Origin of the sequence: Pseudogemmobacter hezensis, from assembly GCF_013155295.1 — a bacterium.
Classification (GTDB): domain Bacteria; phylum Pseudomonadota; class Alphaproteobacteria; order Rhodobacterales; family Rhodobacteraceae; genus Pseudogemmobacter; species Pseudogemmobacter hezensis.
Genome location: NZ_JABJXT010000025.1, coordinates 24,554 through 50,056 on the forward strand (window position 1 = coordinate 24,554; position 25,503 = coordinate 50,056).

The 25,503-nt window shown below is 63.4% G+C and carries 27 protein-coding genes; 14 read left to right on the plus strand and 13 right to left on the minus strand.

Features of this window, described 5'->3' with window-relative positions; genetic code table 11:
* Positions 1-125: 125 nt before the first annotated feature.
* The 5 genes from HOY34_RS19255 to HOY34_RS19275 all read right to left on the minus strand — a co-directional run bounded on the left by HOY34_RS19255 (position 126) and on the right by HOY34_RS19275 (position 5,316).
* Complete coding sequence (locus tag HOY34_RS19255; protein ID WP_172365869.1) at positions 126-635, minus strand: CarD family transcriptional regulator; 510 nt, start codon at positions 633-635, stop codon at positions 126-128.
* A 329-nt stretch (positions 636-964) separates the two neighbouring features.
* Complete coding sequence (gene fdxA, locus HOY34_RS19260) at positions 965-1,303, minus strand: ferredoxin FdxA (RefSeq protein ID WP_172365871.1); 339 nt, start codon at positions 1,301-1,303, stop codon at positions 965-967.
* Between the two features lie 52 nt (positions 1,304-1,355).
* Entirely contained in the window at positions 1,356-1,733 is a 378-nt protein-coding gene (locus HOY34_RS19265; RefSeq protein ID WP_172365873.1) for an RNA-binding S4 domain-containing protein, read from the minus strand.
* Positions 1,734-1,736: 3 nt separating this feature from the next.
* The gene (locus tag HOY34_RS19270) at positions 1,737-4,724 is read right to left on the minus strand and encodes a helicase-related protein (protein WP_253944558.1); all 2,988 of its coding nucleotides are present in this window, start codon (positions 4,722-4,724) and stop codon (positions 1,737-1,739) included.
* A gap of 19 nt (positions 4,725-4,743) precedes the next feature.
* The gene (locus HOY34_RS19275) at positions 4,744-5,316 is read right to left on the minus strand and encodes a tetratricopeptide repeat protein (protein ID WP_172365875.1); all 573 of its coding nucleotides are present in this window, start codon (positions 5,314-5,316) and stop codon (positions 4,744-4,746) included.
* Between the two features lie 78 nt (positions 5,317-5,394).
* On the opposite strand from HOY34_RS19275, the gene HOY34_RS19280 reads away from it, so the two are divergent.
* Both HOY34_RS19280 and HOY34_RS19285 read left to right on the plus strand, forming a co-directional pair.
* Positions 5,395-5,682 (plus strand): SCP2 sterol-binding domain-containing protein, encoded by a 288-nt coding sequence (locus HOY34_RS19280; protein ID WP_172365877.1) that lies wholly within the window; start codon positions 5,395-5,397, stop codon positions 5,680-5,682.
* A gap of 7 nt (positions 5,683-5,689) precedes the next feature.
* Positions 5,690-6,655 carry an alpha/beta fold hydrolase gene (locus HOY34_RS19285; protein WP_172365879.1) on the plus strand — a complete coding sequence of 322 codons (966 nt, stop codon included), beginning with the start codon at positions 5,690-5,692 and terminating at the stop codon, positions 6,653-6,655.
* 75 nt (positions 6,656-6,730) lie between these two features.
* On the opposite strand, the gene HOY34_RS19290 is transcribed toward HOY34_RS19285, so the two are convergent.
* From HOY34_RS19290 to cobS, 3 genes are all read right to left on the minus strand, one after another.
* Positions 6,731-7,159: an META domain-containing protein gene (locus HOY34_RS19290; protein WP_172365881.1), complete on the minus strand. Its 429-nt coding sequence runs from the start codon at positions 7,157-7,159 to the stop codon at positions 6,731-6,733.
* Between the two features lie 100 nt (positions 7,160-7,259).
* Positions 7,260-7,724 (minus strand): transcription antitermination factor NusB, encoded by a 465-nt coding sequence (nusB, locus tag HOY34_RS19295; protein WP_172365883.1) that lies wholly within the window; start codon positions 7,722-7,724, stop codon positions 7,260-7,262.
* 112 nt (positions 7,725-7,836) lie between these two features.
* Positions 7,837-8,586, minus strand: coding sequence for an adenosylcobinamide-GDP ribazoletransferase (gene cobS, locus HOY34_RS19300; protein WP_366926984.1), 750 nt, complete (start codon positions 8,584-8,586; stop codon positions 7,837-7,839).
* 122 nt (positions 8,587-8,708) lie between these two features.
* Here cobS and cobT point away from each other — a divergent pair, with 122 nt between their 5' ends.
* Entirely contained in the window at positions 8,709-9,746 is a 1,038-nt protein-coding gene (cobT, locus tag HOY34_RS19305) for a nicotinate-nucleotide--dimethylbenzimidazole phosphoribosyltransferase (RefSeq protein WP_253944559.1), read from the plus strand.
* Positions 9,747-9,821: 75 nt separating this feature from the next.
* On the opposite strand, the gene HOY34_RS19310 is transcribed toward cobT, so the two are convergent.
* The gene (locus HOY34_RS19310) at positions 9,822-13,340 is read right to left on the minus strand and encodes a hypothetical protein (protein ID WP_172365885.1); all 3,519 of its coding nucleotides are present in this window, start codon (positions 13,338-13,340) and stop codon (positions 9,822-9,824) included.
* Between the two features lie 171 nt (positions 13,341-13,511).
* On the opposite strand from HOY34_RS19310, the gene HOY34_RS19315 reads away from it, so the two are divergent.
* Positions 13,512-14,216, plus strand: a complete 705-nt coding sequence (locus tag HOY34_RS19315) for an SIMPL domain-containing protein (protein WP_172365887.1) — start codon at positions 13,512-13,514, stop codon at positions 14,214-14,216.
* Positions 14,217-14,321: 105 nt separating this feature from the next.
* Here HOY34_RS19315 and HOY34_RS19320 read toward each other — a convergent pair whose 3' ends face one another.
* Entirely contained in the window at positions 14,322-15,638 is a 1,317-nt protein-coding gene (locus tag HOY34_RS19320; protein WP_172365889.1) for an O-acetylhomoserine aminocarboxypropyltransferase/cysteine synthase family protein, read from the minus strand.
* Positions 15,639-15,809: 171 nt separating this feature from the next.
* Positions 15,810-16,262: an Lrp/AsnC family transcriptional regulator gene (locus tag HOY34_RS19325; RefSeq protein ID WP_172365891.1), complete on the minus strand. Its 453-nt coding sequence runs from the start codon at positions 16,260-16,262 to the stop codon at positions 15,810-15,812.
* Between the two features lie 72 nt (positions 16,263-16,334).
* Between HOY34_RS19325 and HOY34_RS19330 the strand changes: the two genes are divergently transcribed.
* A complete protein-coding gene (locus HOY34_RS19330; protein ID WP_172365893.1) occupies positions 16,335-16,940 on the plus strand; it encodes a LysE family translocator in 606 nt (201 codons plus the stop codon).
* Positions 16,941-17,008: 68 nt separating this feature from the next.
* Here HOY34_RS19330 and HOY34_RS19335 read toward each other — a convergent pair whose 3' ends face one another.
* Entirely contained in the window at positions 17,009-17,482 is a 474-nt protein-coding gene (locus HOY34_RS19335; protein WP_172365895.1) for an Lrp/AsnC family transcriptional regulator, read from the minus strand.
* Between the two features lie 213 nt (positions 17,483-17,695).
* Here HOY34_RS19335 and HOY34_RS19340 point away from each other — a divergent pair, with 213 nt between their 5' ends.
* The 6 genes from HOY34_RS19340 (at position 17,696) to HOY34_RS19365 (ending at position 22,568) form a co-directional block, all read left to right on the plus strand.
* Complete coding sequence (locus HOY34_RS19340; RefSeq protein WP_172365897.1) at positions 17,696-18,148, plus strand: RrF2 family transcriptional regulator; 453 nt, start codon at positions 17,696-17,698, stop codon at positions 18,146-18,148.
* Positions 18,149-18,458: 310 nt separating this feature from the next.
* The gene (locus tag HOY34_RS19345) at positions 18,459-18,716 is read left to right on the plus strand and encodes a hypothetical protein (protein WP_172365899.1); all 258 of its coding nucleotides are present in this window, start codon (positions 18,459-18,461) and stop codon (positions 18,714-18,716) included.
* Positions 18,717-18,828: 112 nt separating this feature from the next.
* Entirely contained in the window at positions 18,829-19,911 is a 1,083-nt protein-coding gene (locus HOY34_RS19350; protein WP_172365901.1) for a sulfate ABC transporter substrate-binding protein, read from the plus strand.
* A gap of 11 nt (positions 19,912-19,922) precedes the next feature.
* Positions 19,923-20,855: an ABC transporter permease gene (locus HOY34_RS19355; RefSeq protein ID WP_172365903.1), complete on the plus strand. Its 933-nt coding sequence runs from the start codon at positions 19,923-19,925 to the stop codon at positions 20,853-20,855.
* Positions 20,848-21,762 carry a sulfate ABC transporter permease subunit CysW gene (gene cysW, locus HOY34_RS19360; protein ID WP_172365905.1) on the plus strand — a complete coding sequence of 305 codons (915 nt, stop codon included), beginning with the start codon at positions 20,848-20,850 and terminating at the stop codon, positions 21,760-21,762. Before HOY34_RS19355 ends, cysW begins: the two co-directional genes overlap by 8 nt.
* Positions 21,763-21,848: 86 nt before the next feature.
* A complete protein-coding gene (locus HOY34_RS19365; protein WP_172365907.1) occupies positions 21,849-22,568 on the plus strand; it encodes a sulfate/molybdate ABC transporter ATP-binding protein in 720 nt (239 codons plus the stop codon).
* A 94-nt stretch (positions 22,569-22,662) separates the two neighbouring features.
* Here the strand turns inward: HOY34_RS19365 and HOY34_RS19370 are convergent, their stop codons facing one another.
* A complete protein-coding gene (locus HOY34_RS19370; protein WP_172365909.1) occupies positions 22,663-23,271 on the minus strand; it encodes a histidine phosphotransferase family protein in 609 nt (202 codons plus the stop codon).
* A gap of 25 nt (positions 23,272-23,296) precedes the next feature.
* Between HOY34_RS19370 and HOY34_RS19375 the strand changes: the two genes are divergently transcribed.
* From HOY34_RS19375 to olsA, 3 genes are all read left to right on the plus strand, one after another.
* On the plus strand, positions 23,297-23,470 hold the full coding sequence (locus tag HOY34_RS19375; protein ID WP_172365910.1) for a DUF3553 domain-containing protein: 174 nt from the start codon (positions 23,297-23,299) through the stop codon (positions 23,468-23,470).
* A 245-nt stretch (positions 23,471-23,715) separates the two neighbouring features.
* Positions 23,716-24,498 carry an L-ornithine N(alpha)-acyltransferase gene (gene olsB, locus HOY34_RS19380; RefSeq protein ID WP_172365912.1) on the plus strand — a complete coding sequence of 261 codons (783 nt, stop codon included), beginning with the start codon at positions 23,716-23,718 and terminating at the stop codon, positions 24,496-24,498.
* Positions 24,495-25,364: a lyso-ornithine lipid O-acyltransferase gene (gene olsA / locus HOY34_RS19385; protein ID WP_216654844.1), complete on the plus strand. Its 870-nt coding sequence runs from the start codon at positions 24,495-24,497 to the stop codon at positions 25,362-25,364. Before olsB ends, olsA begins: the two co-directional genes overlap by 4 nt.
* Positions 25,365-25,503 lie beyond the last annotated feature (139 nt).

Genomic DNA, 25,503 nt, shown 5'->3' on the forward strand with positions numbered 1-25,503 from the left:
ATATCTTTGGAGCAGGGCCCCGGTTCCTTCAAAGGAACCGGACCGAAATCTTCCAAGATTTCGGGTTGCGCGAATGAAAAACGGCGGCCTCAAAGGCCGCCGTTTTCTTTTACTCGGTATCAGTCTCAGGCTGCGCGCAGCATGAGAACCTCTTCGACCTTTTTCTGGGCGCCAGCCTCGTCGACCCCTGAAACTGCGGCGACTTCGCGGGTCAGGCGTTCCAGCGCGGCTTCATAGAGCTGGCGCTCTGAATAGCTTTGCTCGCGCTGATCATCGGTGCGGTGCAGATCACGGACGACCTCGGCAATCGCCATCAGGTCACCGGAATTGATCTTTTGCTCATATTCCTGCGCCCGGCGTGACCACATCGCGCGCTTGACCCGCGCCTTGCCTTTCAGCGTTTCCAGCGCTTTGGTCACCACATCGGGGGCCGAAAGGGCGCGCATACCGACATCGGTCGCTTTATTGGTTGGAACGCGCAACGTCATCTTGTCCTTTTCAAAGGTGATGACGAACAGTTCCAGTTTGAAACCGGCAATCTCCTGCTCTTCGATGGAGATGATCTTGCCAACGCCATGTGCAGGATAGACAACGAACTCGTTGGGGCGGAAATCAGGCTTCTTCGACTTGGTCATTCAGGCGCTTCCTCGGTCAGATGCCCAGCCCATATGCCGCAGAGGGCCACGTATTCAGAGGCAATGCCCGACAAGCAACACCCACCCAGGCAATACCTCTGAAGAGGGCCTGCGGCGAATGTTCCGGGATTGTCACAAGAATAAGTGTCTCAGGCGAGCAGTCCTGAGGCAGAATCAGGCATCCATGCTGGTTTATGAACAAACCATAACACAGAATCACCACGATTCCAACTGTCGTAAGCAAAGCCCAGCCTGCTTAGCCAGCCCGGAACGGGGGGAACTCGGGTGTTCTCACGACAAAGCGACCGCGCGTGATGCCGGCGAGAGGTTCAGCTGCCTTCGCCCGGGGCCGGGTCGAAATACTTCTCAAGCTTGCCGGTCTCGCCATCGCGTTCGGCATAGCCTTCCATCGGATCACGCTTTTCGGTGATCACCGGCCAGACCTCGGCATATTTGCGGTTGAAGGCGACCCATTCTTCCATATCCGGCTCTGTATCGGGGCGGATCGCGTCAGCGGGGCATTCCGGTTCGCAGACGCCGCAGTCGATGCATTCGTCGGGATGAATGACCAGCGTGTTCACGCCCTCATAAAAGCAGTCCACCGGGCAGACTTCGACGCAGTCTGTGTATTTGCAGGCGATGCAGTTATCGGTGACGACATAGGTCATTGGGGCGCTTCCGGAACACTCTCTGGGGCGTCAGTTAAGCCAGAGACGCGGATCATTCAAGGCATTGGGGTGTCTGATCCGGGGCATCAAGGTCAAGAAAGAGCGTCTGTGCCTCTGAGGCGGGGCCACGGCGAACGCCCGTTCCCAGAACGCGGATCAGACGGATATTTCTTCCCTGGGGAAATGTCAGCACATCACCCGGCCCAACCTCGCGCGATGGGCGCGAGACCGGGGTGCCGTTTACCCGGACGTGGCCTTCGCCCACCACCAGGGCCGCCAGAGTGCGTGTTTTGAAGAATCGGGCCTGCCAGAGCCATTTGTCCAGCCGCAGCTTTGCGCCCGGGCCGCCGTTGGCCGCGCTGGTAACAGAAGCGGCCGGAGCGTTGCCGCCCCGGCCCTCTTTACCTCTGCCGCCGCCGGTTTTGGCCAAGGCTCAGACCTTGCCCTTCAGCGCCATCAGGGCGGCGAAGGGATTGTCCGGATCGATGGGGCGCTCGCGTTTGGGCGGGCGGGCCTCAAAGTTCTTCGGGCCCTCATTGCGGCCGCCGGGCTTGCCATGCTTGCCACCGGGCTTGCCGCCACGCTGGTTGTCACGCCCGCCTTCCCGACCACCTTCACGGTTCCCGAACTCTTTGCGTGGGCCGCGCTCGCCGGATTTCTCGCCCTGAGGGCGATCACCTTGCGCACGCTCACGACGTTCGCCCTGGGAACGCTCGCGGCGCTCACCCTGCGGGCGGTCACCCTGCGGACGATCACCACGTGGCGCACCGCGCTCGGGGCGCTGGAAGCGGGGCTTCGGTGCCCAGGTGAAGGTGTAGAACACCTCCATCTCGGGGGCAGCAACCTCGCCGTCAGCGGCGGCTTCGGCCTCGGGGACGGGTTCCGGCTCTGGCGGGGGGGCCAGAAGCGAGACCTCTTCCGGGATCGGCTGGCCCGAAGCTGCCGCCGCCTCAAGGGCTGCGGCGACCTCTGCAGCGGGGGCAACCTCGGTGGGGGCTGCCTTTGTCTTGGCGCGCTCGCCTTTTTCGGCCTTATAGCCAAGGCCGCCCATCAGATCCGAGAATTGCTCAAGCGTCATCCCGGTGATCGACAGCATATCCGGCGTCGCCTCAAAGCCCGCGCGGCTGTCTTTCTGGCGCAAAATATCGGCCAGACGTTCAAGCATATCGATGCGGATCGCGCGGCTGCCTGCGGGGCGATAGCCCGAAAGCGTGTAATGCTCTTTCGGCACCTCGGCGATATTGGGAATGGTCACGAGGCCCGGGGGCGGGCTTTCGGGAAAATCTGACAGGCCGTTCCACAAAGACCACAGCACCAGCCGCAGCCGGGTCGGCGCGGGCTTCAGCAGCGCCTGCTGGAAGATCGTATACTGACCAAAGCGGATGCCATGTTTGCGCAGCGCGCCACGGGCTTCCTGGTCAAGCTCCTTGACCTCATTGGCGACCTGCTCACGCGGGATCACCCCAAGCGCCTCGGTCAGGCGGAAGGCAAAGCCCCGTGCCAGGCCCTGCAGCGTCTCGTCGCGGCCCAAAGCCAGCAGCGGGTCATAAAGCGCCGCCACTTTGCGGTCGATGAAATGCTGCAACCGGCGGCGGACCTTTTCGATCACATCCTCGCCCGCTTCGTCATCGACGAAAGGCTCGACCGAGGGTTTCAGCGGATCGGCACCCTTCACCAGCTTGCCCACCGCAGACGAGCCCCACATCAGGCCGCCCTGCTCGGTGAAATCCATCTCGGTGTCAGGGGCGTTATAAAAACGGTCCGCACGCAGGCTGAACTCAGGCTTCAGCGCCTGGATCGCAGCCTGGCGCAGCGTTTTGCCCTCATCCGTCGGGGCGCTTGCATCCTGCTGGAAGCGGAACCCCTCAAGACGGCCGGTGAATTCACCCTCGACCGTCACTTCGCCCTTGTCGTTCACCTCGGCCACGAGGTCCTCCTTCTGCTTCAACCGGCGGAGCAATACGCTCGTCCGCCGATCGACAAATCGTTGCGTCAGCCGCTGGTGCAGCGCATCTGACAGGCGGTCTTCTACAGCGCGGGTCTCGCCCCGCCAATGGGATTCGTCATCGACCCAGTTTTTGCGCTGTGCAACATAGGTCCAGGTGCGGATAAAAGCGAGCCGGCGCGAGATATGGTCGATATCACCATCGGTTTTGTCGATCCGCGCGATGGATTTCGCCAGCCAGTCGGACGGGATCCGCCCGCCGCCGATGCCGCGCCCGACCAGAAAGTCGAAAATCCGCGCCAGCAGCGTGTGGTGATCGGTCTCGGATATGCCGCGGAAATCGGGGATGCGGCAGACATCCCACAAAAGCATCACCCGCTTGGGGTTGGTCAGCTTGTCCTGGACCTCGGGCATGGCCGAAAGCGCCTTCAGCGCCACCACATCATCGGCGTCACGGGCGCGGGACAGCCAGTCATTATAGGTGGGCTGTTCCAGCGAGCGGATCAGATGGCCCGCCGATCCGAAATCGAGATCGGCATTGCGCCACATCAGTTTCTTCACCGGGGCAAATTTATGCGCCTCGATCTGGTCGATCAGCTCGGACGAAAAGGGCCGCGCCTCGCCCGTCACGCCAAAGGTGCCATTCTCGGTATGACGCCCGGCGCGGCCTGCGATCTGCGCGATCTCTTGCGGCAACAAAGACCGCATCCGCCGCCCGTCGAATTTCGAGGTCGAGGAAAAGGCCACATGTTTGATGTCGAGGTTCAGCCCCATGCCAATCGCATCGGTCGCGACCAGGTAATCGACATCGCCGTTCTGATACAGCTCGACCTGGGCATTGCGGGTGCGGGGGCTAAGCGCCCCCATCACCACCGCGCAGCCGCCTTTCTGACGGCGGATCAGCTCGGCGATGGCATATACATTTTCAACAGAAAAGCCGACGATTGCGCTGCGTTCAGGCATCCGGCTTATCTTTTTCGAACCTGACCAGGTCAAAGTCGAGAAACGGTCGCGCTTGACGTAAGAGTGGTTCTGCACCAGCCCCGCAATCGCGCCGCGCATGGTGTCTGATCCCAGAAACAGCGTCTCATGCAGGCCGCGCGCATGCAGCAGGCGGTTGGTGAAAACATGGCCGCGTTCTGGGTCAGAGGCCAGCTGGATCTCATCGACGCAGACGAAATCGGCGCCGATTTCCAGCGGCATCGCCTCGGTGGTGGCGACCCAGTATTGGGCGCGATCGGGGATGATGCGCTCTTCGCCGGTGACCAGGGCAACGCGGCTGACGCCTGCTTTGGCGACCACACGCTCATAGACCTCACGCGCCAGCAGCCGCAATGGCAGGCCAATCACCCCGGTGCGATGGGTCAGCATACGTTCAATCGCGTGATGGGTTTTGCCGGTATTCGTGGGGCCAAGCACGGCCGTCACATGGCCGCGCTCGCCACGCAGGGCGATGTCCTTCAGACGGGTATCCATCAGTTCAGGTTTCCCGCTGTCAGAGGCTTTGGCCTTCAAGCTGCTTGCCAAGGCGTTTGATGCCCTCATTCACCTCGGCGTAATGGGGGTGGATTTCGGCTGCGGCACGATAGGCGGCCAGCGCCTTTTCCGGCATATCCGATTCTTCGAGGATGGTGCCCAGCACCGACCAGGCGACGAAATCGCGCGGCTCATCTTGCAGGACCGTGGCCAGATCCGCCATCGCCGGGCCAATCTCGCCGTCGTTGTAATAGGCAATCGCCCGCGCAGAACGGGCCTCGGTGAAATCCGGGGCATGATCGACGGCGGCGGTCAGATGCTCGATCGCGGCGGCGGTATTGCCGGCCGCCAGCGCCTCATTGCCACGCCGCACCAGCAGATCAACCGTGGCCGAGCCGGATTTGCCCGATTCGATCAGGATCTCGGTCTCGATTCGCGCGGCCGCCCCCTCATCCGCGTCTTTCAGACGGGTATAAAGGTCATCAAGCTTTGCCGCGTCCTGGGCAAAACCCGCACCCGCCGCAAAAAGCGAGAAAACCAGCGGCGCTATTGCCGCGACGATATGATTGTGAAACCGAGAGGGCGCTTTCATATAAAGGATCGTAACCGATTGCCGGGGAATTGCCAGCGGGGATCGGGCGCAGATCGGGTAACGAAACGGAGACGTGACATGAGCGCAATCATCGACAAGGCGGTTGAGAAACTGTCGGCCCGGCTGTCGGGCGGTTTTGACGGTATCGCCAAATTCGTGCTCGAGGGTGAGGGCGCGATCATGCTGGACGCAAATGGCGTGCGCGCTGCCGATGAAGAGGCCGATGTGACGCTGACCGCCAGCGTCGCCACCTTCCAGGCGATCCTTGAGGGCAATCTGAACCCGGCCTCGGCCTTCATGACCGGAAAACTGTCGGTTGACGGCGCGATGGGGGTGGCGATGAAGCTGGGCTCTGCCCTGTCGTGACGCTGGAATGACCACGCCCGCGCCCCTTCACCATGAGCTGGCGGATGGCCCCGAAGGCGGCGGGGCCGTCTGGCTGCGCACGGCTGATGGGGTGCGGATCAGGCTGGGGTATTGGCCGTGCTACAGGCCGGGCGGGCCGCTGGGCACGGTGGTTTTTCTGCCCGGACGCACGGAATATATAGAGAAATACGGCCCCACCGCCAAAGAGCTGGGGCAGCGCGGCTGGTCGATGATCGCGCTGGACTGGCGTGGCCAGGGCCTGTCTGACCGCGCTCTGGCTGATCCTATGCTGGGGCATGTCGGGCATTTTAGCGAATATCAGCTTGATCTGGATGCGGCCCTGGCCTGGCTTGCGCAGCAGGGGGCTGGGCTGGGGCTTTCGGGCCCTTTGATGCTGATGTCGCATTCGATGGGCGGGCTGATCGGGCTGCGCAGCCTGATGCGGGGCGCGCCCTTCCGGGCCTCGGTGTTTTCGGCGCCGATGTGGGGGATTCGCATCCCGCTTTGGGGCAGGCCGCTGGCCTCGGCGCTGCGGCGGCTGCCGCTGGCGCTGCCGCAGGATCGCAGGTTTGCGCCCTCGACCTCGGGGGAAAGCTATATTCTGCGCCGGGGATTTGAAGGCAACCAGCTGACGGGCGACGCGCAGATCTGGTCCTGGCTGCATCACCAGCTGCAGGAGAGGCCCGATTTCCGTCTGGGCGGCCCGTCACTGGGCTGGCTGCGGGCGGCTTTGCGCGAATGTGCGGTGCTGGCGCGGATGCCGTCGCCTGCGCTGCCGGTGCAGACCTCGCTGGGCAGTCTGGAGCAGATCGTCAGGCCCGATGCCATCCGGCAGCGGATGGCGCATTGGCCGCAGGGGCGGCTGGATCTTTATCCGGGGGCCCGCCATGAGGTTCCGATGGAGGCCGCCCCCCATCGCAGCCGCTTTTACGACGCGGCGCATCAGCTGTTTTTTGGCCAGCGCGAAGGATAGTGCCGCACTGGCCAGTCTTTGCAATCAGGTTTTGGCGCGACCAGGCTTTGGCCGCCCTGTATTGGCCGCCCTGTATCAGCCGCCGCAGGTGTCGCAGATCAGCGATTTTGAGCCGGGATCGCGGGCGAATTCCAGGCTGCGGTCATCCGGCCCGGTCAGAACCAGTGTCTCGCCCCGGATCTCGCTGGCGGTCATCAGTGCCAGGCTGCTGAGATAGCTGCTTTCATCGGCCATCCGGTCACAATACATCCGCGTCGAGGCGATGCTGTTCAGCAAAAGCGCGGGCAGGGTGGCCCCATTGGGCCCGAAATAACGGTTGCACGGTGCTTTGCCGGTAATCATGCCCTCGGCGTCGATGGCAAAGCTGGCCTGGTATGAGACGCGCACCCCGTCCTGGGCAATCAGCTGCCATTCACCCGAATCGATGGTCTCGGCGGTGGTTTCAGAGGCGGCCATGGCGACTCCGGCAGCAAGGATGAGGGGCAAGGAAAACAACAGGCGCATTCAGTTTACTCCTGAAACGATTATGCCCTGGCGCAATCCGGGGCAGAGAACAGTCTGGCAGGAGCTATGGCCCAGGGAAAGCCCCCCGTGCAGCTATTGGTCAAAAGGCGGCGGGTTTCGCCTCACGCGCCATATGGTCCAGGACCGCGTTGACGAATGCGGGCTCGCGCCCTTCGGGGAAGAAAGCGCGGGCGATATCGACGAATTCGTTGATCACCACCTTCGGCGGGGTGTCCAGCTGGGTCAGCTCTGCCCCGGCGGCGCGAAACAGCGCCCGGATCACCGGATCAATGCGGTCGATCGGCCATTTCGCCACCAGCGCCCGGTCGGTCATCTGGTCAACCAGCGCCTGCCAGTTCACGGCATTCTCGATCAGGGCGCGGAAAAGTTCGGGCTCGCCCTCGGCAAACTCGCCTTCCTCATAGGTGGCCCCAAAGCGATGCACCTCAAACTCACGGGTGACGGCTTTGACGGTCTGGCCGGAAATCTCCATCTGATAGAGCGCCTGCACCGCGTAAAGCCGGGCGGCCGATTTCATCTGGCGTTTTTCTTCGCGCGAGGTCATGGCATCGGTCCGCTGTTGCTGGCTTTGGTCACTGGCGGCCCATTTGCGCCAATGTGCGCCCCGACGCAAGGCCCCGAGATGCGCAGGGCCGAATAAGCGGGGCTGCTGTCTGTTACGCCAGCACGGCCAGAGCGGCCGCGAAAGCCAGCTGCTGGCTGGCCCCCAGGATGTCGCCCGTCTGACCGCCGATCCGCGCCCGGGCGCTCAGCGCAAGTGGCACGGTGACCAGCAAGACGGCCAGCAGAACCGGGCTCGCGGCCAGGCCGCCGAGGCTGAAGGTCAGGGTCAGCGCCAGGACAACCGCCAGCAGTGCGGTGGCAATCGCCGGTCTGCCGCTGGTGGCCGAAATCCCGTTTTTGCGCGCGGCCGGCAGCACAGCCATGATCATCGCCATCGGGGCGCGCGAAATCGCAGCGGCAATCAAAAGCGCAGGCATCGCCCGCCCGGACCCGATCAGGGATGTCAGCGCCGACCAGCTGGCCAGCGTCACCAGCACCAGCGCCAGCGTGCCAAAGCTGCCGATATGGCTGTCTTTCATAATCTCAAGCCGCCGCTCTGGATCGCGCCCGCCAAAAAGCCCGTCGGCGGTATCGGCCAGCCCGTCCTCATGCAGGCCCCCGGTCAGCATGGCCATCAGCGCCAGTGCCGCTGCGGCCTGGATGCCCGGCGGCAGGGACAGCAGCCCGCCCAGCCACAAAAGCACCGCCGCAAAGCCACCGATGACCAGCCCGACCAGCGGCCAGGCCCAGGCGCTGGCCGCGCCGCTGTGAGGATGGGCGGGCATCGGGATGCGCGTCAGCAGCGAAAAGGCCGAAGGCAGATCGCTGAGGATGGGTTTCATGGCGGGTCCGACAGGCGTCATCAGGGCGTTTCCGTCTGGAACGGGGCATTTGCTTGGGGTAACCCCGGATCGGGGCGGGATCAAGCGCCGCCCGAGGGGCCCGGCCCGATCCGGGCCGTTCCTATGCCAGGAGATGTCCGGAGATGCCGATACCGATGCCGCCTGATGCGCCGCTTTCCCTGTCAGAACTGATCGCTACGCTTGCGCAGCTGCCCCCTCCCGATATGGCGGCGATTTCCGGGGCGCGCGCGCATGACGCCGTGCTGACAAAGCCGCCGGGCGCTTTGGGCCGCCTGGAAGAGATCACCCGCTGGCTGGCGGGCTGGCAGGGGCGGGCAAAGCCGCAGGCCGAGGCCGTGCAGATCACGGTCTTTGCCGGAAATCATGGGGTTACGGCGCGGGGCGTCTCGGCTTTTCCGGCCGAGGTCACGGTGCAGATGGTTGAGAATTTTCGCCGCGGCGGGGCGGCGATCAATCAGCTGGCGCATGCCTTTGGCGCAAAGCTGGATGTCGTGGCGCTGGATCTGGATCGCCCGACCGCCGATTTCTGCGCCGCCCCCGCGATGAGCGAGGCCGAGCTGTTTGCGGCCCTGATAGCAGGCTGGCAGGCGGTGCGCCCGGGGCTTGATCTGTTTGTCGCGGGCGAAATGGGGATCGGGAATACCACGTCGGCGGCGGCCCTGTCGGCCGCTTTGTTTGGCCATGAGGGCGGCGTTCAGGGCTGGTGTGGGCGCGGCACCGGGCTGGATGATGCCGGGTTGCGCCGCAAAGAGGCGGCCGTGGCGCTGGCGCTGGAAACCCATGCCGGCCACCTGGAGGCGCCGTTCGAGGCGCTGCGCCGCCTTGGCGGGCGCGAGGTGGCCGCGATGACCGGGGCCATTTTGCATGCGCGTCTGTTGCAGATCCCGGTATTGCTGGACGGCTTTATCGCCTGCGCCGCAGCGGGCGTGCTGGAGCGGGCCAAACCCGGGGCGCTGGATCATTGCATGGCGGCCCATCTCAGCGCCGAGGGCGCGCATGGCCGCCTGTTGGCCGCGCTTGGCAAAGAGCCGCTGCTCTCGCTGGGGTTGCGCCTGGGCGAGGCCTCTGGCGCAGGGGTGGCGCTTGGGCTGATCCGGGCCGCACTGGCCTGTCACAATGGCATGGCCAGCTTTGCCGATGCCGGGGTCAGCGAGGCCTAGGCTTTCCCATATCCAACATTTCAATGAAAAAAGGGGCCGGATAATCCGACCCCTTTTTCACTTTTGCAACATTGCTCAGCCTTTGGGCATGGTCAGGGCGATCAGCCTTCCGCCCTTTTGATAGCGCACCTCATTCTGGGTGATCGCTTTGACCTGGCCGCCGTCAATCTTATCGCCGACATTCACCTTGCGATATTTGCCATTCGCCAGCCGCACCAAAGCATGGCGTTTGGACTGGGTGCCATAGACGCCGATCAGATTGACCTTTGACAGGTTGATGGCTTTGGCAAAGGTTGCCTGTTTCGCCACATTCGCCCTGGTCGGAATTTGGGGCGCGGGCTTCGAGGCGACCTCGGGCTCGTCAATCTCGTCCTGCTCGTCTGGTTTGGCGGCCGATTTGCTGTTGGACTTCGGGGCGGGCGCTGCCGATGCCACTTGCTCGGGGGCCGCTTCGGGGACCGGGTCCGGGGCGCGGACAGCTGCCGCGACGGCGGCCTCAACGGCGCGGCTGAAATCCTTCGGCTTTGCGGCTGGCCGACGCGAAATCGTCATGATCGAGGGGTTGGCGGCCTCTTCGGGGCTAAGGCCGGGCTGGGCTGCATCCGGTGCTGCAGAAGCCAGCTGCAGCGTTGCCTCACTGGCAAGCGAGGCGGTTGCGGTTTCGGCCCGTGCCTGGGCGCTTGCGGCCTCGATCGCCGCCGGGCGGGCGCGTGGGCGCAGCCCTGCAAATTGCGTATCCGAGGCTGCTTCACCGCCGAGGGAGGCATCATCATAGGGGCTCGCGGGCGGGGTCAGACCTTCGGGACGGGGCCGTGGCGGGCGATTTGCCAGCTCTGGGTTGGGCTGTTCGGCAGGGCTGGTTGCAACCGGGGCTGCAACAGGGGGGGCGCCGATCTGCGTGTCACCTGCCAGCGAGGGATTTCCCGCCGCCTCTGTAGCCGGGGTGGTGGCACCCGGGACGGTGGCCACGGGCGCCTGCCCGGCGGGCGCGCTTTCCGGCTGGGTTTCTTGCGGGAGTTCTTGCGGAGCCTGGGCCGCCCGGGCTGCAGCAGCGGCGGCCTCGGCCACGGCACTGCGGGCCGGGGGCACGCGGGGCGGCTTGCCCTCATATAGCATAAAACCGCCGGGGGTTGGCAGGCCCGCAGCGGTCGGAAGCAAAAGCCCGTTCTCATCAAACTGATAGACGGTGCCAAAGGGCGGAGGCGGCATGGGCGCCCCTGGCGGGGCCTCTGCCGTGGCCTCGGGGCCGGGCAGCGACAGGGCGTCAAAAGCGGGGGGCGGCGCGTCGGCGGCAGAGAGGAATATCTCATCCTCGCTGCCCAGTAGCGCGACCGATGCCGGGCTTTCGCTGTCAGTGGCTGTCTCTGGGCTGGTCTCTGGCGCGGCTTCGGCCTGGGCGGTGGTGGCTGGGGCCGCCTCATTCGTGGCCAGCGCCTCTTCGCCCGTTACGCCGTCGGCTGCGGCCTCGGGGTCGATCCCATCGGCCAGCATCTCGTCATCCTGGCTGACGGATTGCTCAGGGCTGGGCTGGTTTGCGGTTGCAAACTGCGTCTCCTCTTCCGAGGCATCGCGGTTTGACGAGAGGTAAAGCGAGGACCATGCGGCGACCAGCGCCAGGCACAGCAACAGCACCGCCGTCAGGATCAGGCCCAGAAAGCGCGGCTTGCCCCGGCCTGGCCGATTGGCAAATGCGGGCTGGCCCAGGCTGCGCGCAGCCTCGTCGTTGTTGCTGTCAGTGGCGCGCGGCTGCGCCGCAGCAGCGGGCTGCGGTCTGGTCTTGCGCGTGCCCGGAATTGAGGCTGCGGTGACAAGGCCCGACAGACCGCGCGCGGCAGGTTTTGCAGCTGGAACAGCGCGTCCATGGCCCCCGGCAAGACCGCCAGCCGGGCGTGCCGGTGCTGCAGGTTGCGCCGTAGCGGTGGTATTTGTGGCCCGGGCGCTGCGGTTATAGGCATTCAGCGTCGCATCTGAGGGGCGCGGCGGCAGATCGTCATCGCTCTTTGTGTCTTCAGCGGCGGCAGGCTGTTCCGCTGCTGCCTTTGCGACGGATGCCTGCGGGGGGGCCGGTTGTGCGCTGCCCGGTTGTGCCTTGTTTGGCTGTGCTGCAGCTGATGCGGGTGCGGCCACCGTGCCGGATGGGGGCAGCCCTGCCATCCGCCGTGCCAGATGGGGCAGGGGCGGCAGGTCGGGGGCCTCATCGGCATCCGGGAATGAGGTATTTTCGGGCACATGCGCGAAAGGAGCCTCATCCGGATCACCATCTGCTGGCTGGACCTGCGAGGGCTGGACGCTTACGGCTGCACTAACGGATGGGCTGGCGGCTGCGCGCGGTGCCGGGGCTGCGCCTGCAGGCCCATTGAGCGCATCTGCCAGCGCCGCTGCGGCCGAGGACGTGATGTCGGTCTCGGCTGCCTGTGGGGCGGCTTTGCTCTGCTGCGCGTTATGCTGGGGATTATGGGGCGCAGCCGAAGCGGCGGGGGCCGCGGCATTGCTGGCGGCCGCGCTGGTCCCGGCCTGCGTGGCACCGATTTTGTTGCCAATCGGGGCGATCTCGGTGATGGCGACGCGCGGGCCCGGCTGCGGTGCGGGCCGGGGCGCGCCTGGCAGCGTGTCGGATTGGGGCGTCAGCGGGCTGGGGGCGTCAAAATCATGGGCCTGACCCTCTTCCTGACCACTCTTCAGGCCGGCATCTGATTTGCCGGCGGCGTCAGAGAGGGGCAATTCTGGCTGGGCGAGAGGCTGGGCGACAGTTGTGGCCGTCTGGGCCAAAGCGCCGGCCGACGGCGCAGCCGCAACGGCAGATGCGGGCGCCGCAGTCTCTGCGGGCGTTGATTCGCTTTCCGGTTCGGCGGGTTGCTCTGTGGGCTGCTCTGCCAGCTGCTCTGTCGGTGCAGCCTTGTCCCAAAGATCTGCGCCCGTATCTGCCGCATCTGCCGCAGCCGGGGCGTCGGCCCCCGCCTCGTTCTCTGCGTCAGTCTCGGGCTCTGCGTCCGCCTCAAGCTCGGCCTTACGGGCGGCACGGGCCTTGCGCCTGGCGGCGCGGGCCTCGTCGATCAGCATGATCGCGTCCTGGTCACGCTCGACCGTCTCACCGGGGGCGAGAAGGCTGGCCGACTCAGCGGTTACGCCAAACCAGGGCTCGCCCTCAAAGGCACCTTCCGCCGGGATGGCGACGAATGAGACCGGGCCGAATTTATGGGTGACGGCGAAGGCCTCGGCCTCTTCCAGCGTTTCACGCGCGACGGCAGCGACCCGGGCCGTGCGGCCCCGACCCGGCACCCAGTCAAGCGCAACCTCATGCGCCTTATAGGGGGTGCGGGCCTCAATCGCATTGGTGATTTCCTGGCGGGTGCGATCAGCATCGCCGCCGGAGATATCCACCTCGGTATAAAGGATCTGCGAGGCCGGGATCACCAGCTTGGTCGTGAAACCGCCCGGTGCCAGGCCCTGGGCGGTTTTACGCATGTAGTCAAGCGCATCCTCAAGATCGGATGCTTCGAAAGGGGTCTCGCCGATTTTCAGCCAGCCCTTCGCCGTCCGGTGCAGAAGCGCGATGCTGGTATCGGTGAAATTAAGGGCAAAATCTGGTTTCATTCCACAGGCCTAGCATGTGACAACGGGGCGCGGAAACGCACCCGGGCGGTTTAACCTTACCTATAGCAGCTTTTTGCCGAATAAAAGAAAAAGACCCGTGAACGCACCAAGGATTGGTTTCGCTGACGCGTCAAACAGCGGTAAACAGTCCCGATGATGAGGAGTTTTCCTATGCTTATGCGTTCTTTTCTGAACAACAGCCTGTCTGCGCTTGTCCTGGGTGCGGCCCTGATGGCTGCCACGCCCTCGCTGGCGGATCGTGCAAATACGATTAGCGTGAATGGCGAGGCCAGCATCTCGCGTGCGCCTGATATGGCGACGATCTCGGTCGGGGTCACCACGACCGGCAAGACCGCAGCCGAGGCGCTGACGCAGAACTCGGCCGAGATGCAGAAGGTGATCGACCGCCTGAAAGCCTCGGGTGTTGGCGATGCGCAGATGCAGACCAGCGGCCTTTCGGTCAATCCGAACTGGAGCAACAGCAACTATTCCAGCACGTCTGAGGTTGAGGGCTTTACCGCGATGAACTCTCTGCGTGTGGGGATCCGCGATCTCGACAAGCTGGGTGAGCTGCTGGATGCGGTGGTGGCTGATGGGGCGAATACGCTGAATGGCGTCAATTTCGGTCTGATCGACCCGCGCCCGGTGCTGGATGAAGCCCGCAAGGAAGCCATTGTCGATGCCCGCGCCAAGGCCGAGCTGATGGCGGCAGCGGCCGGGGTGAAGCTGGGCGATTTGGTCTCGATCAGTGAGGTTGGCGGCTATGGCGGTGGCCCGTCGCCGGCGTTCCGCATGGATGCGGCCTCTGTCCCTGTCCAGCGCGGTGAGGTTGATTATCAGGCCACGGTTTCGATGACCTGGGAAATCGCAGACTGATCAGCCGCGCGGCTGACGCAAAGCCAAAGGGCGGCGGTGTGAACCCGCCGCCCTTTGTTTTATGCGGCCCGCATGCCGTTGCAGCGGGGGATCTGGCTTTGCGGCTCAGGCGTTGCGCGTCTTTCCGGTTGCCGCCGTGATCGCCTGATCGAGATCGGCGATGATATCGGCGGCATTCTCGATCCCGATTGAGACGCGCACGACATTGGGGGCGGCGCCCGCCTTGATCTGCTGCTCTTCGGTCAGCTGGCGGTGGGTGGTCGAGGCCGAATGGATGATCAGCGAGCGCGTGTCGCCCAGATTGGCGACATGGCGGAACAGTTTCAGATTGTTGATCAGGCTGACACAGGCGTCATAGCCATCCTTCAGCGCGAAGGTGAACAGCGCCCCTGCGCCCTTCGGGGTGATTCTCTTCACCTTCTTATAGGAGGGCGAGGATTTCAGCCCGGCCCAGGTGACGAATTCGACCCGCGGATCCGCCTCCAGCCATTCGGCGACGGCTTTGGCATTGGCGACGTGACGCTCCATCCGCAGCCCCAGGGTTTCAATCCCCATCAGCGTGTAATGCGCGCCCTGCGGGTTCATCGTCATGCCCAGATCACGCAGGCCAACGGCGATCGAGTGGAAGGTATAGGCCATGCCGCCCAGCGTCGGGTGGAAGGTCAGGCCGTGATAGGCGGGCTCTGGCTGCGAAAGCGAGGGGAATTTGTCATTCGCCGACCAGTCGAACTTGCCCGAATCCAGCACGATGCCGCCGGTGACCGAGCCATTGCCGGTCAGATATTTGGTGGCCGAATGCACGACCAGCGTGGCGCCAAGCGCAATCGGGTTGCACAGGTAAGGCGTCGCGGTGGTGTTGTCGATGATCAGCGGAATGCCCTTGCGGTCTGCAATCTTCGCCAGCGCCGGGATGTCGGTGATATAGCCGCCGGGGTTGGCGATGGTCTCGGCAAAGATCGCGCGGGTGTTCTTGTCGACCGCTTTCGCCACTGCGGCCAGGTCATCGGTATCGACGAATTTCGCCGACCAGCCAAAGCGTTTGATGGTCTGGCTGAACTGGGTGATGGTCCCGCCGTAAAGCCGGGTCGAGGCGACGACATTCTTGCCCGGCCCCATCAGCGGGAAAAGCGCCATGATCTGCGCCGCATGGCCCGACGAGCAGGCGATCCCGCCCGCAGCGCCCTCAAGTGCCGCCACCCGCGCCACCAGCGCCGAGACGGTCGGATTGGTCAGGCGCGAATAGATATAGCCCACCTCTTCCAGACCAAACAGCCGCGCCGCGTGATCGGCATCTTTGAACTGATAGGCGGTGGTCTGGTAGATGGGCGGATTGATCGCGCCGGTCACCGGATCGGGGCTTGCGCCCGCATGCACCGCCAGGGTGTCAAAGCCCTGGGCCTTTGCTGTTTCTGTGTCGCTCATGTCGTCCTCCCTTTTCCGGGCGCAGACTAGGCAAGGGCGGCAGCAGCGGCAACGGGATGTAAGCAGCGATAAGCGGCAAAATCCGCACTATATATATGTGCCGTTTTCATAAGCCGGTTTTGCGGTGATTTTTCCGGGTGTTCTGGGGCTTCGGGTCCGGGTTCGGCCGCATCAGGCGCGGTCATCCTTTGGGCTGCCCATCACGACATAGGTGGTGACCGAGCGCACCTGGGGCAGGGTGCCGAGGATCTCTGTATGCCAGTGCTTATAGCTGGCCAGATCCCGGGTCTCGACGCGCAGCAGATATTCAAAAGAGCCGGTGATATTATGGCATTCGCGCACCTGCGGCGCGAGGATGACCGCCCGCTCAAAGGCCTCTTGCGAGGCTTTCGTGTGTGTGTTCAGCCCGACGGTGATATAGGCGATGAAGCCGATCCCCAGCTTTTCCGGGTCAAGCACCGCGCGATAGCCACGGATCAGGCCGATCCGCTCCAGCTCCTGGACGCGGCGCAGCGTGGCCGAGGGCGAGAGGCCGATCTCATCGGCCAGCGCCAGATTGGTCAGCCGCCCGTCGCGGGTCAGGCTGCGCAATATCTTCTCGTCTGTAAGATCGATTTTCGTCATTTGTTGTGAAATATGCGGCGATTGCCGCTGATTTGCAATCCTGTGCCGGGTAAGCTGCGCAATAAATGCGCCATGACATATGATGCGATCCTTGCCCTGCTGGGCTTTGCCTTTGCCACGACTTTTACGCCGGGGCCGAACAATATGATGCTGATCACCTCGGGGGTGAATTTCGGCCTGCGGCGGACGGTGCCGCATATGCTGGGAATCACCCTGGGGGTGGTCAGCCTGGTGCTGCTGACGGGGCTGGGTGTTGCGGGGCTGTTCCATGCCTGGCCGCCCGCGCTGACGGTGCTGAAACTGCTTTCGGTGGCCTATATGCTGTGGCTGGCCTGGAAGATCGCCAATGCCGCAGCGCCCGGCGAGGCTGGGGCAAAGGCGCGCCCGATGACGCTTTTGCAGGCGGCGGCTTTTCAATGGGTCAACCCCAAGGCCTGGGCGATGGCGCTTGGGGGTGTCGCGGCCTATATCCCGCATCCCGATCTGGCGTCCCTGCTGATCGCGGCGGCGGTCTTTGCGGCGGTCTCGGTGCCGTCGACATCTTTCTGGGCGGCAGCGGGGCAGGGGTTGCGGCGCTGGCTGGCAGAGCCTGCACGGCTGCGGGCCTTTAACTGGGGGATGGCGGTCTTGCTGATCCTGTCGCTTTGGCCGGTGATCACCATGAAGCTGGCCTCATAAGGAAAAGCCCCCGGCGCCGAGGGCTATTCACGGGGGCTTTTGGTTTTTCACCGGGGGTGTTTCGCGGCCTATCTGTTGCGCGTGTCGACCGGATAGGCGGTCGAGAATTTCATCCGCTCCATCGAGAAATGCGAGGTCAGGTTCTTGATCGGCACCGCATCGGTCAGCCGCTTATACAGCTGGTCAAAGCTTTCCATATCGGCGACCGAGACGCGCAGCAGGTAATCCATCTCGCCTGCCATGCGATAAACCTCCATCACCTCGGCGAACTGGCCGACGGCTTTTGAGAAGGCATCGCGCCAGGCGGCCGAGTGATCGGGGGCCTCGATGCCGATGAACACCGTCAGCCCAAAGCCCAGCCGCGCCGGATTGGCCAGCGCGACGCGCCCCGTCAGCACGCCATTGGCCTCAAGTTTCTGGATGCGTTTCCAGCACGGCGTCTGCGACAGGCCGACGCGATCAGCGATCTGCGCCACAGGCAAAGTGGCGTCGCGCATCAGCTCGGCGACGATCTTACGGTCGATCAGATCGAGATTGTCCATCTGTTGCTCCGGCATAGGGCAGTGGGTTCGTTCTCATTCTGGGTGCAAAAATACTCTTTTGTCTACTGGTTAAATCGTCTTTAATTCCAGCAAAGGAAACTGACCCGGAATCCCTTGTTTTTCGCGGGCAATCATTCCAGATGAAGCGCCTGGCCGGGGAAATCCTCGCGCTGACGGATTGATTCGCGCTGACTGGTTCCATAGGCTGCCCATATGATTACCCAGAAGATGAAATATGCCCTGAAGGCCCTTCTCGTCCTGGGTGATGAGGTGCGCCAGCCCGAGCCGAAGGCGCTGACCATCGAAGAGATCGCTCGCCGCTCTGGCACGCCGAAACGGTTTCTTGAGCATATCCTGCTTGAGGTGCGAAATGCCGGGGTGATTGCCTCGACCCGCGGGCGTTCGGGGGGCTATTCGCTGATCAAAAAGCCGGGCGAGGTCTCTATATCAGAGCTGCTCAGGCTGATTGACGGGCCCATTGCGCCGCTGCCCTGCCTGTCGCGCCGCGCTTATCAGCGCTGCGAGGATTGCACCGATGAGGCAAGCTGCCGGATCCGCAAGGTCTTTGCCGAGGTGTTCTGGTCCTATCTGCTGATCATCGAATCGCTGACGCTGGAAGATATGCTGCGCTCTGACCGGGTGGCCGAGCAGGTGATGGGCGCCTGACGCCAGACGCCAGACGCCCTGGGGCAGGTTTCACAGCCCCCCCGGCGGATGTGCCGCCCTGGCCCCTGAAAATCAGCCAGTGCGCCGCGCGTAAGGCTGCAGGCCGCGCACCCGATTCCTGCGCCCTGACGGCCGGGCAGTTCCCGCAGACGATGGTTTTTCGCCCCGATTTCCGGATTCCGTAGAATTTTCATCCCCCGCAGGGGTGGATTTCGCCAGATATATTCCTTTGCAAATAACGAGTAATCCTGTCGTTATTATGGGTATTGGCCGACAGGGTGTCGGGCAAATGACGCAAGGAGATTGCAGGATGACCGCAGCATTCGCTTTCGGAACGCCCGCAACGGGCAATCCCGGATATACCCCCATCGGCCGTCTGGCCCAGGGCCAGGGCATGTCGGGCACCTGCGTCGTTCGTCTGATCGACCGCCGCACCGGGATGACGCATCGCGTCAACGGCACGCCGCTGGTCATCTTCACCCGTCGCCCCGCTGAGGCGGTGGCCGAGCTGCTGTCGGGACGTGACCGCAGCATCTGGGAAGCCCGCGTCGACCCGATCGAGCCTTAAGCCGAGGACCAGAATGACCTTTCCGCATACGATTTTTGGCCTCGCGCCTTTTATGCCCCTGCCGCGCCAAAGCGCTGCGTCAGTTGAATCGAATGATATTCAGGAGATTACGATGACCAATCCCACCGCCCGCCCGGCAGCCACCTTTGATGGCGAACACTCTGGTTTCGGCCTTAGCGTCTCGCGTTTTCTTGGCAATGCCCGCTTTCTGCGCGGTGCCGTTGCGGCGATTGCGCTGGCGGTCTCTGGCGTGGTCAGCGCTGCGCCTGTTCAGGCAGAGGCCCTGCTGAACGTCTCTTATGACCCGACGCGCGAGCTTTACCGCGAGTTCAACGAGGCTTTTGCGAAATACTGGGTCGAGCAGGGCAATGAAGCCCCTTCGATTGAGACCTCGCATGGTGGCTCAGGCGCTCAGGCGCGTTCGGTTGTCGAGGGGCTTGAGGCGCAGGTTCTGACGCTGGCGCTTGGCGGTGACATCGACCGCGTGGCCGAGACCGGCAAGCTGCCGAAAGACTGGCAGGCGAAACTGCCGCATAACTCGTCGCCCTATACCTCGACCATCGTGTTCCTGGTGCGCAACGGCAATCCCAAAGGTCTGAACGACTGGGGCGATCTGCTGAAAGAGGGCGTTGAGGTGATCACGCCGAACCCGAAAACCTCGGGCGGGGCGCGCTGGAACTATCTGGCGGCCTGGGCCTGGGCGGAAAAGAACGGCCAGGATCCGCAGGAATTCGTGAAGAAACTTTATGAGCATGTGCCGGTTCTCGACACCGGGGCGCGCGGCTCGACCACCACTTTCGTGCAACGCGAGATCGGTGACGTGCTGCTGGCCTGGGAGAATGAGGCCTATCTGGCGCTGGAAGAGCTGGGCGATGACGCCTTTGACATCGTGGTCCCCAGCGTCTCGATCTTGACCGAGCCGCCCGTCGCCCTGGTCGAGGGCAACATCAAAAACGATGAGCAGCGCAAGCTGGCCGAGGCCTATCTGAATTACCTCTACACCCCCGAGGGCCAGGCGATTGCCTTTAAGCACTTCTACCGTGCCTGGGACGATTCAGCCGCAAATCCCGAGGATGTGGCCCGTTTCCCGAAACTTGACCTGGTGACGATTGCCGATTTCGGCGGCTGGGAAAAAGCACAGCCCGAGCATTTCGGTGACGGCGGCACTTTCGATCAGATCTATACCGCCAAATAAGGACCGACCTCATGGGCAGGCCACTGGTTCACCGATCCCCAATGCCGGGCCTTGGCCTGTCGGCGGGGATCACCCTCACAATGCTGTCTCTGGTGGTGATCCTGCCGATTGGCGCTCTGGTTTTGCAGGGCGCCAGTTTTGGCATCGCTGGCATCTGGGACACCATCCACCGCGAGCGGGTCTGGAAGGCGCTGTTCCTGTCCTTCCGCATCTCGCTTTATGCGGCGCTGTTCAACCTGGTGTTCGGGGTGATCCTGGCCTGGGTGCTGGCCCGCTACAGCTTTCCGGGGCGGCGGATCCTGGATGCTGCGGTTGATCTGCCCTTCGCGCTGCCGACGGCGGTGGCCGGGATCGCCCTGACTGCGCTTTATGCGCCGAACGGGCTTTTCGGGGCGGCCTGGAAGGATCACATCGCGCCTGCGCTGAATATCGCGCTTGAGGTTCCGGCCTATATTCTGAACCTTGTCGCGGTGCCGCTGGGCTTTGAGGCCTTCGTCTTTGAGGTGCCGCCCCGCATCGCCTATGCGACGCCCGGCATCTTTATCGCGCTGGTTTTCGTGGGGCTGCCCTTCGTTGCCCGCACCGTGCAGCCGGTGATCCATGAGATCGAGCGCGAGGTCGAAGAGGCCTCGGCCACCCTGGGGGCCAGCCGCTATTATACGCTGGCGCGGGTGATCTGGCCGATGCTGATGCCCGCGGCGCTGACCGGGTTCGCGCTTTCGCTGGCGCGGGCGGTTGGCGAATACGGCTCGGTGATCTTCATCGCCGGAAACAAGCCGCTTTTGACCGAGATCGCGCCCTTGCTGGTGGTGATCCAGCTTGAGCAGTTCAATTATGACAATGCGGCCGCAATCGGTATTGCCATGCTGGTGATCTCTTTCGCCATGCTGCTGGTGATCAACCTGATCCAGGTCTGGAGCCGTCGGAGGATCGGATATGTCTGATTTCGCAGCGGGTTCCCCCGCAAACCGGCCGCAGCCACAGCCGGGGATCAACCCAAATGAGGCCCGCTTTCAGGCCCCGACCGATGAGCCGCTGCTGTTGCGCTGGTCGCTGATTGCCATCGCCGCCTTCTTCCTGATCCTTCTGGTATTCGCACCACTGACCGCCGTTTTTGCCGAAGCCCTCAGCAAGGGCTGGGGTGCGGCCGTCAAAAGCCTGCAAAGCCGCGAGGCGATCTCGGCCATCAAATTAACCCTGCTGGTCGCGGCGATTGTGGTGCCGCTGAATGCGGTTTTCGGCATCGCCGCCGCCTGGTTCATCACCAAATTCGACTTTCGCGGCAAAGCCTTTCTGATCACCCTGATCGACCTGCCTTTCTCGGTCTCGCCGGTGGTCGCCGGGCTTTGCATCGTGCTTTTGTTCGGCGCGAATACCGCCATCGGGGCCTGGCTGGTCGCCAATGGTTTCCCGATTGTCTTTGCGCTGCCGGGCATCGTGCTGGCGACGGTGTTCGTCACCTTCCCCTTCGTCGCCCGCGAGCTGATCCCGGTGATGATCGAGCAGGGCCGAGCCGAGGAAGAGGCCGCGCTGACGCTGGGCGCCTCGGGGTGGCGCACCTTCTTTACCGTCACCCTGCCCAATATCCGCTGGGCGCTGCTTTACGGGCTGCTTTTGTGCAATGCCCGCGCCATGGGCGAGTTCGGCGCGGTTGCGGTCGTCTCGGGCAAGCGAGAGTCTGCCACCACGATGCCTTTGCGTATCGAGATGTTTTACAACGAATATCTCTCGGTTGCGGCCTTTTCGCTGGCGGGGCTTCTGGCCTTCTTCGCGCTGCTGACGCTGCTTTTGAAAACCTGGCTGGAAAGCCGCCACGCTGACGCGCTTTCGGCCAGCCGGCGCGGTCACTAGATCCGCCAGATCCATTTTTCCGGTGGACAGGGGCGCGTATCTGCCCCCCGCCATCCCCCGACAGGGCCCGAGACAGGGAATGTGTTATGAAAATTGAAATTGATGAGATCTCGAAAGATTTTGGCTCGACCGCGGCGCTGACCCCGGTTTCGCTGTCGATCCCCTCGGGGGCGCTGGTGGCGCTTTTGGGGCCCTCGGGCTCGGGCAAGACCACCTTGCTGCGCATCCTGGGCGGGCTAGAATTTCCCACCGCCGGGCGGGTGCTGTTTGAGGGGCAGGACGCCACCAATCTGACGGTGCAGGAACGGCGGGCGGGCTTTGTCTTTCAGTCCTACGCGCTGTTTCGCCATATGACGGTGTTTGAGAATATCGCCTATGGGCTGCGGGCCCGGCCCCGCCAGCAACGCCCCTCAAATCCCGAAATCACCCGCCGCGTTACCAAATTGCTGGAGTTGATCCAGCTGCCCGATATCGGCAAGCGCTATCCGGCGCAGCTGTCGGGCGGGCAGCGTCAGCGCGTGGCTCTGGCGCGGGCGCTGGCAATCGAGCCACGCATGCTTTTGTTGGATGAGCCCTTCGGGGCGCTGGATGCCAAAGTGCGCAAAGAGCTGCGCCAGGGCCTGCGTGACATCCATGACGAGACCGGCCTGACCACGATTTTCGTCACCCATGACCAGGAAGAGGCGATGGAACTTGCCGATCTGGTGGTGGTGATGTCGATGGGGCGGATCGAGCAGATCGGCAAACCCGCCGATATCCGCGCCCGTCCGGCGACAGATTTCGTGCGCAGTTTCATCGCGGCATAAGCGGTAAAACGGGTCTTTGTCAGGCGACATGCCTGCGCGGTCTGGCTTTCTTGCAATGGGGCCCCTTTAACCGGGGCCCCATTGGCATTCTGTCTCACCATTCCAGGGAGAGAGACGTCTCACCAAAGTTGCGCCGGACCGACAGGCCGCGCGCCTGCATCGCCTCAACCGCCAGTGCGAATTGCACATGAGAGGCGGGAACGGTTGCTCTATCCTGCGGGGCAGAGGTGTTTGTATCCAGCATCTGCCAGTAATGCGGCTCGATCCGTGAGCGGCTGGCCTCGGCCTCTATCTGCCAGCCGGTTTCTGTCTGGCTGATGCGGATCCGGCCGCCATAGGGCAGGGCGCTTTCCAGGCATTGCAGCAGCAGGAAGGCCAGTTTTACATCGCGGCGGTCGATCTCTGCGGCGCTGCTCCATTCGGTGCGCAGCCTGCCGCCCATGGATATCGCGGCCAGGATCGCCGTCACCTCACTGCGGGCGATCCGCTGATCCGCGCCCGCCATGCCGAAAGCCACCCGGAAAAAGCGGATGCGGGCATTGGCGCTGGCGACGCTTTCGGCGATCAGCGCCAGTTCCGGGGTGGCCGCGCCGCGATCCATCAGCATCAGCTCGACCCCGTTGCCGATCGCGCCTATTGGGCTGATAAGGTCATGGCAGATCCGTGATCCGATAAGCGCGGCGAGATCGGTTTTGTCTTGCATTTTACAGCCTCAGGAATTGCTTTTGATGAACTCACTTCTGGAACCGGGAATGTTTGTGCGCTGCCCTTCGCGGCCTGACTGGGGGCTGGGGCAGGTGCAGTCGAATATCGGTGGACGCGTTACCGTAAACTTTGAACATGCCGGAAAGCAGGTGATTGACAGCCGTAATGTCGACTTGCTTCCTGATTTCACTATATAAACAACCTGCAGTTGTTTTTTCGATATATCAAGGCTTAACGGCAGCGTTCGCGCAACAGCAGGGCGCGTCATCCGGGGTGGAGGCGCGTTCTGCCCGTTACAGAGCTTTCGTTTGCAATGCGGCGGCTGCATGACTAAGTCTGAGGCAGAGCCGGATCAGTATGACCGGGGGCCCGCGATTGCCTGGGGGCGCCTGTTCATCAGCGCCAGAGACGTTCCTTCAGATAAAAGTCGCCTTCTGACGATATGCTTGCTGACGATACCATATATACATTGCGCCTTGCGGTTGATGAGGCGGATATTCGCGGCGCGCAGCGCCTGCGCTACCGGGTCTTTGTTGAGGAACTGGGGGCAAGCGGCGGTCTGATCGACCATGCGCAGCGCCTGGAAACCGACTCCTTTGATGCGCTTTTTGATCATCTGGTGCTGATCGACAAACGGGTGCCGCCTGCCAGTGGCGACCATGTCGTGGGGGCTTACCGTCTTTTGCCCGATGACAGGCTGCCCCAGGGCGGGCGTTTCTACTCGGAAGACGAATATGATCTTTCGCCGCTCAGGGCGACGGGGCGGCGCCTGCTGGAGTTGGGCCGCACCTGCGTGCATCCCGATCACCGGGGCGGGGCGGCGATGCTGCTGTTGTGGAACGGGCTGGCGGAATATGTGCTCGAGCGCGAGATCGAGGTGATGTTCGGCCCCGCCTCTTTCCACGGCACCGATACGGCGGCGCTGGCGAAACCTTTGTCCTGGCTGTGGCATCATCATCTGGCCCCGCCTGCGATCCGGGTGCGGGCTTTGCCCCCCGGGCGGGCCGAGATGGATCTGATCCCCGCTGATGGGCTTGACCGTGCCTCGGCCATGGCGGCGATGCCTGCGCTGATCAAAGCCTATCTGCGGCTGGGCGGCATGGTGGGGGATGGTGCCTTTATCGACCGGCCCTTCAATACGACCGATGTCTGCCTCTTGATGGATACCGGACGGATGTCGGCCCGCCACCGCGATTTCTACACCCGCAAACAGGCCGGAAATTGAACGACCCAGAAAAGCTTAACGCCGATGCGCCCGGCCCCGATGGGGACAGGCCCTTATATCCGCGCATCACCGCGCCGGGCTGGCTGCTGATTGCGCTGCGCGGCACTGTCCTGATCCTTTTCCTGATCCTGGGGCTGATCCTGCATTCGCTGATCCGCCTGATCGAATGGCCGCTGGCCGGGCGCAACCGTCCGGTCTCGCCGCTGATCACCAGGTTTGTCTGCCGCAATGCGCTGCGGATCATGGGGATCGGCTATTCCACCAAAGGCCAGCCGATGCGGCAAAAGGGGGCGGTGGTCGCCAATCACGCCGGCTGGATGGACATCTTCGCCCTGAATGCCGGGCAGAGCATCTATTTCGTCGCCAAAGCCGAGGTCGCAACCTGGCCTGGCATCGGCCTGCTGGCCAAAGTCACCGGCACCGTCTTTATCACCCGCAAAAGCAGCGAGGCGCGGCGTCAGCAGACTGTGTTCGAGGATCGGCTTCGCGCCGGGCATCAGCTGCTGTTTTTCCCCGAGGGCACCTCGACCGACAGCCAGCAGGTTCTGCCGTTCAAATCGACGCTGTTTCAGGCCTTCTATACGCATGGCCTGGATCGGGTGCTGCATATCCAGCCGGTGACCGTGGTCTGGCACGCGCCCGTCAACCGCGATCCGAGCTTTTACGGCTGGTGGGGGGATATGGATTTCGCCAGCCATCTGTTGAAGGTGCTGGCGGTCTGGCGTCAGGGCCGGGTCGAGGTGATCTGGCACCCCGAGGTCCCGGTTGATGCCTTCGCCTCGCGCAAAGAGCTGGCGCTCTATTGCGAGCGGGTGATCCGAACGGCGCATCCGGTGGCGCGCTTCTCAGAGACAGAACAGGACTGACAGAAGGCCCGGCATCGTCCGGGCCTTTTGCTTCGGCAATGTCCATGCGCTTCGCGTGTCATCGCGCCTGGCAGAGCACAGGGAAGAAGAGGGGATGTGCCGCGATTCTGTCCCTAGTTGCTTGAGCCTGGGCGCTTCT

What these genes read in the sequence shown, in the direction of transcription:
- HOY34_RS19255 (WP_172365869.1), bottom strand. Translation starts at nt 635, where the DNA reads ATGACCAAGTCGAAGAAGCCTGATTTCCGCCCCAACGAGTTCGTTGTC.
- fdxA (WP_172365871.1), bottom strand. Translation starts at nt 1,303, where the DNA reads ATGACCTATGTCGTCACCGATAACTGCATCGCCTGCAAATACACAGAC.
- HOY34_RS19270 (WP_253944558.1), bottom strand. Translation starts at nt 4,724, where the DNA reads ATGGATACCCGTCTGAAGGACATCGCCCTGCGTGGCGAGCGCGGCCAT.
- HOY34_RS19275 (WP_172365875.1), bottom strand. Translation starts at nt 5,316, where the DNA reads ATGAAAGCGCCCTCTCGGTTTCACAATCATATCGTCGCGGCAATAGCG.
- HOY34_RS19280 (WP_172365877.1), top strand. Translation starts at nt 5,395, where the DNA reads ATGAGCGCAATCATCGACAAGGCGGTTGAGAAACTGTCGGCCCGGCTG.
- HOY34_RS19285 (WP_172365879.1), top strand. Translation starts at nt 5,690, where the DNA reads ATGACCACGCCCGCGCCCCTTCACCATGAGCTGGCGGATGGCCCCGAA.
- HOY34_RS19290 (WP_172365881.1), bottom strand. Translation starts at nt 7,159, where the DNA reads ATGCGCCTGTTGTTTTCCTTGCCCCTCATCCTTGCTGCCGGAGTCGCC.
- nusB (WP_172365883.1), bottom strand. Translation starts at nt 7,724, where the DNA reads ATGACCTCGCGCGAAGAAAAACGCCAGATGAAATCGGCCGCCCGGCTT.
- cobS (WP_366926984.1), bottom strand. Translation starts at nt 8,586, where the DNA reads ATGACGCCTGTCGGACCCGCCATGAAACCCATCCTCAGCGATCTGCCT.
- cobT (WP_253944559.1), top strand. Translation starts at nt 8,709, where the DNA reads ATGCCGATACCGATGCCGCCTGATGCGCCGCTTTCCCTGTCAGAACTG.
- HOY34_RS19310 (WP_172365885.1), bottom strand. Translation starts at nt 13,340, where the DNA reads ATGAAACCAGATTTTGCCCTTAATTTCACCGATACCAGCATCGCGCTT.
- HOY34_RS19315 (WP_172365887.1), top strand. Translation starts at nt 13,512, where the DNA reads ATGCTTATGCGTTCTTTTCTGAACAACAGCCTGTCTGCGCTTGTCCTG.
- HOY34_RS19320 (WP_172365889.1), bottom strand. Translation starts at nt 15,638, where the DNA reads ATGAGCGACACAGAAACAGCAAAGGCCCAGGGCTTTGACACCCTGGCG.
- HOY34_RS19325 (WP_172365891.1), bottom strand. Translation starts at nt 16,262, where the DNA reads ATGACGAAAATCGATCTTACAGACGAGAAGATATTGCGCAGCCTGACC.
- HOY34_RS19330 (WP_172365893.1), top strand. Translation starts at nt 16,335, where the DNA reads ATGACATATGATGCGATCCTTGCCCTGCTGGGCTTTGCCTTTGCCACG.
- HOY34_RS19335 (WP_172365895.1), bottom strand. Translation starts at nt 17,482, where the DNA reads ATGGACAATCTCGATCTGATCGACCGTAAGATCGTCGCCGAGCTGATG.
- HOY34_RS19340 (WP_172365897.1), top strand. Translation starts at nt 17,696, where the DNA reads ATGATTACCCAGAAGATGAAATATGCCCTGAAGGCCCTTCTCGTCCTG.
- HOY34_RS19345 (WP_172365899.1), top strand. Translation starts at nt 18,459, where the DNA reads ATGACCGCAGCATTCGCTTTCGGAACGCCCGCAACGGGCAATCCCGGA.
- HOY34_RS19350 (WP_172365901.1), top strand. Translation starts at nt 18,829, where the DNA reads ATGACCAATCCCACCGCCCGCCCGGCAGCCACCTTTGATGGCGAACAC.
- HOY34_RS19355 (WP_172365903.1), top strand. Translation starts at nt 19,923, where the DNA reads ATGGGCAGGCCACTGGTTCACCGATCCCCAATGCCGGGCCTTGGCCTG.
- cysW (WP_172365905.1), top strand. Translation starts at nt 20,848, where the DNA reads ATGTCTGATTTCGCAGCGGGTTCCCCCGCAAACCGGCCGCAGCCACAG.
- HOY34_RS19365 (WP_172365907.1), top strand. Translation starts at nt 21,849, where the DNA reads ATGAAAATTGAAATTGATGAGATCTCGAAAGATTTTGGCTCGACCGCG.
- HOY34_RS19370 (WP_172365909.1), bottom strand. Translation starts at nt 23,271, where the DNA reads ATGCAAGACAAAACCGATCTCGCCGCGCTTATCGGATCACGGATCTGC.
- HOY34_RS19375 (WP_172365910.1), top strand. Translation starts at nt 23,297, where the DNA reads ATGAACTCACTTCTGGAACCGGGAATGTTTGTGCGCTGCCCTTCGCGG.
- olsB (WP_172365912.1), top strand. Translation starts at nt 23,716, where the DNA reads ATGCTTGCTGACGATACCATATATACATTGCGCCTTGCGGTTGATGAG.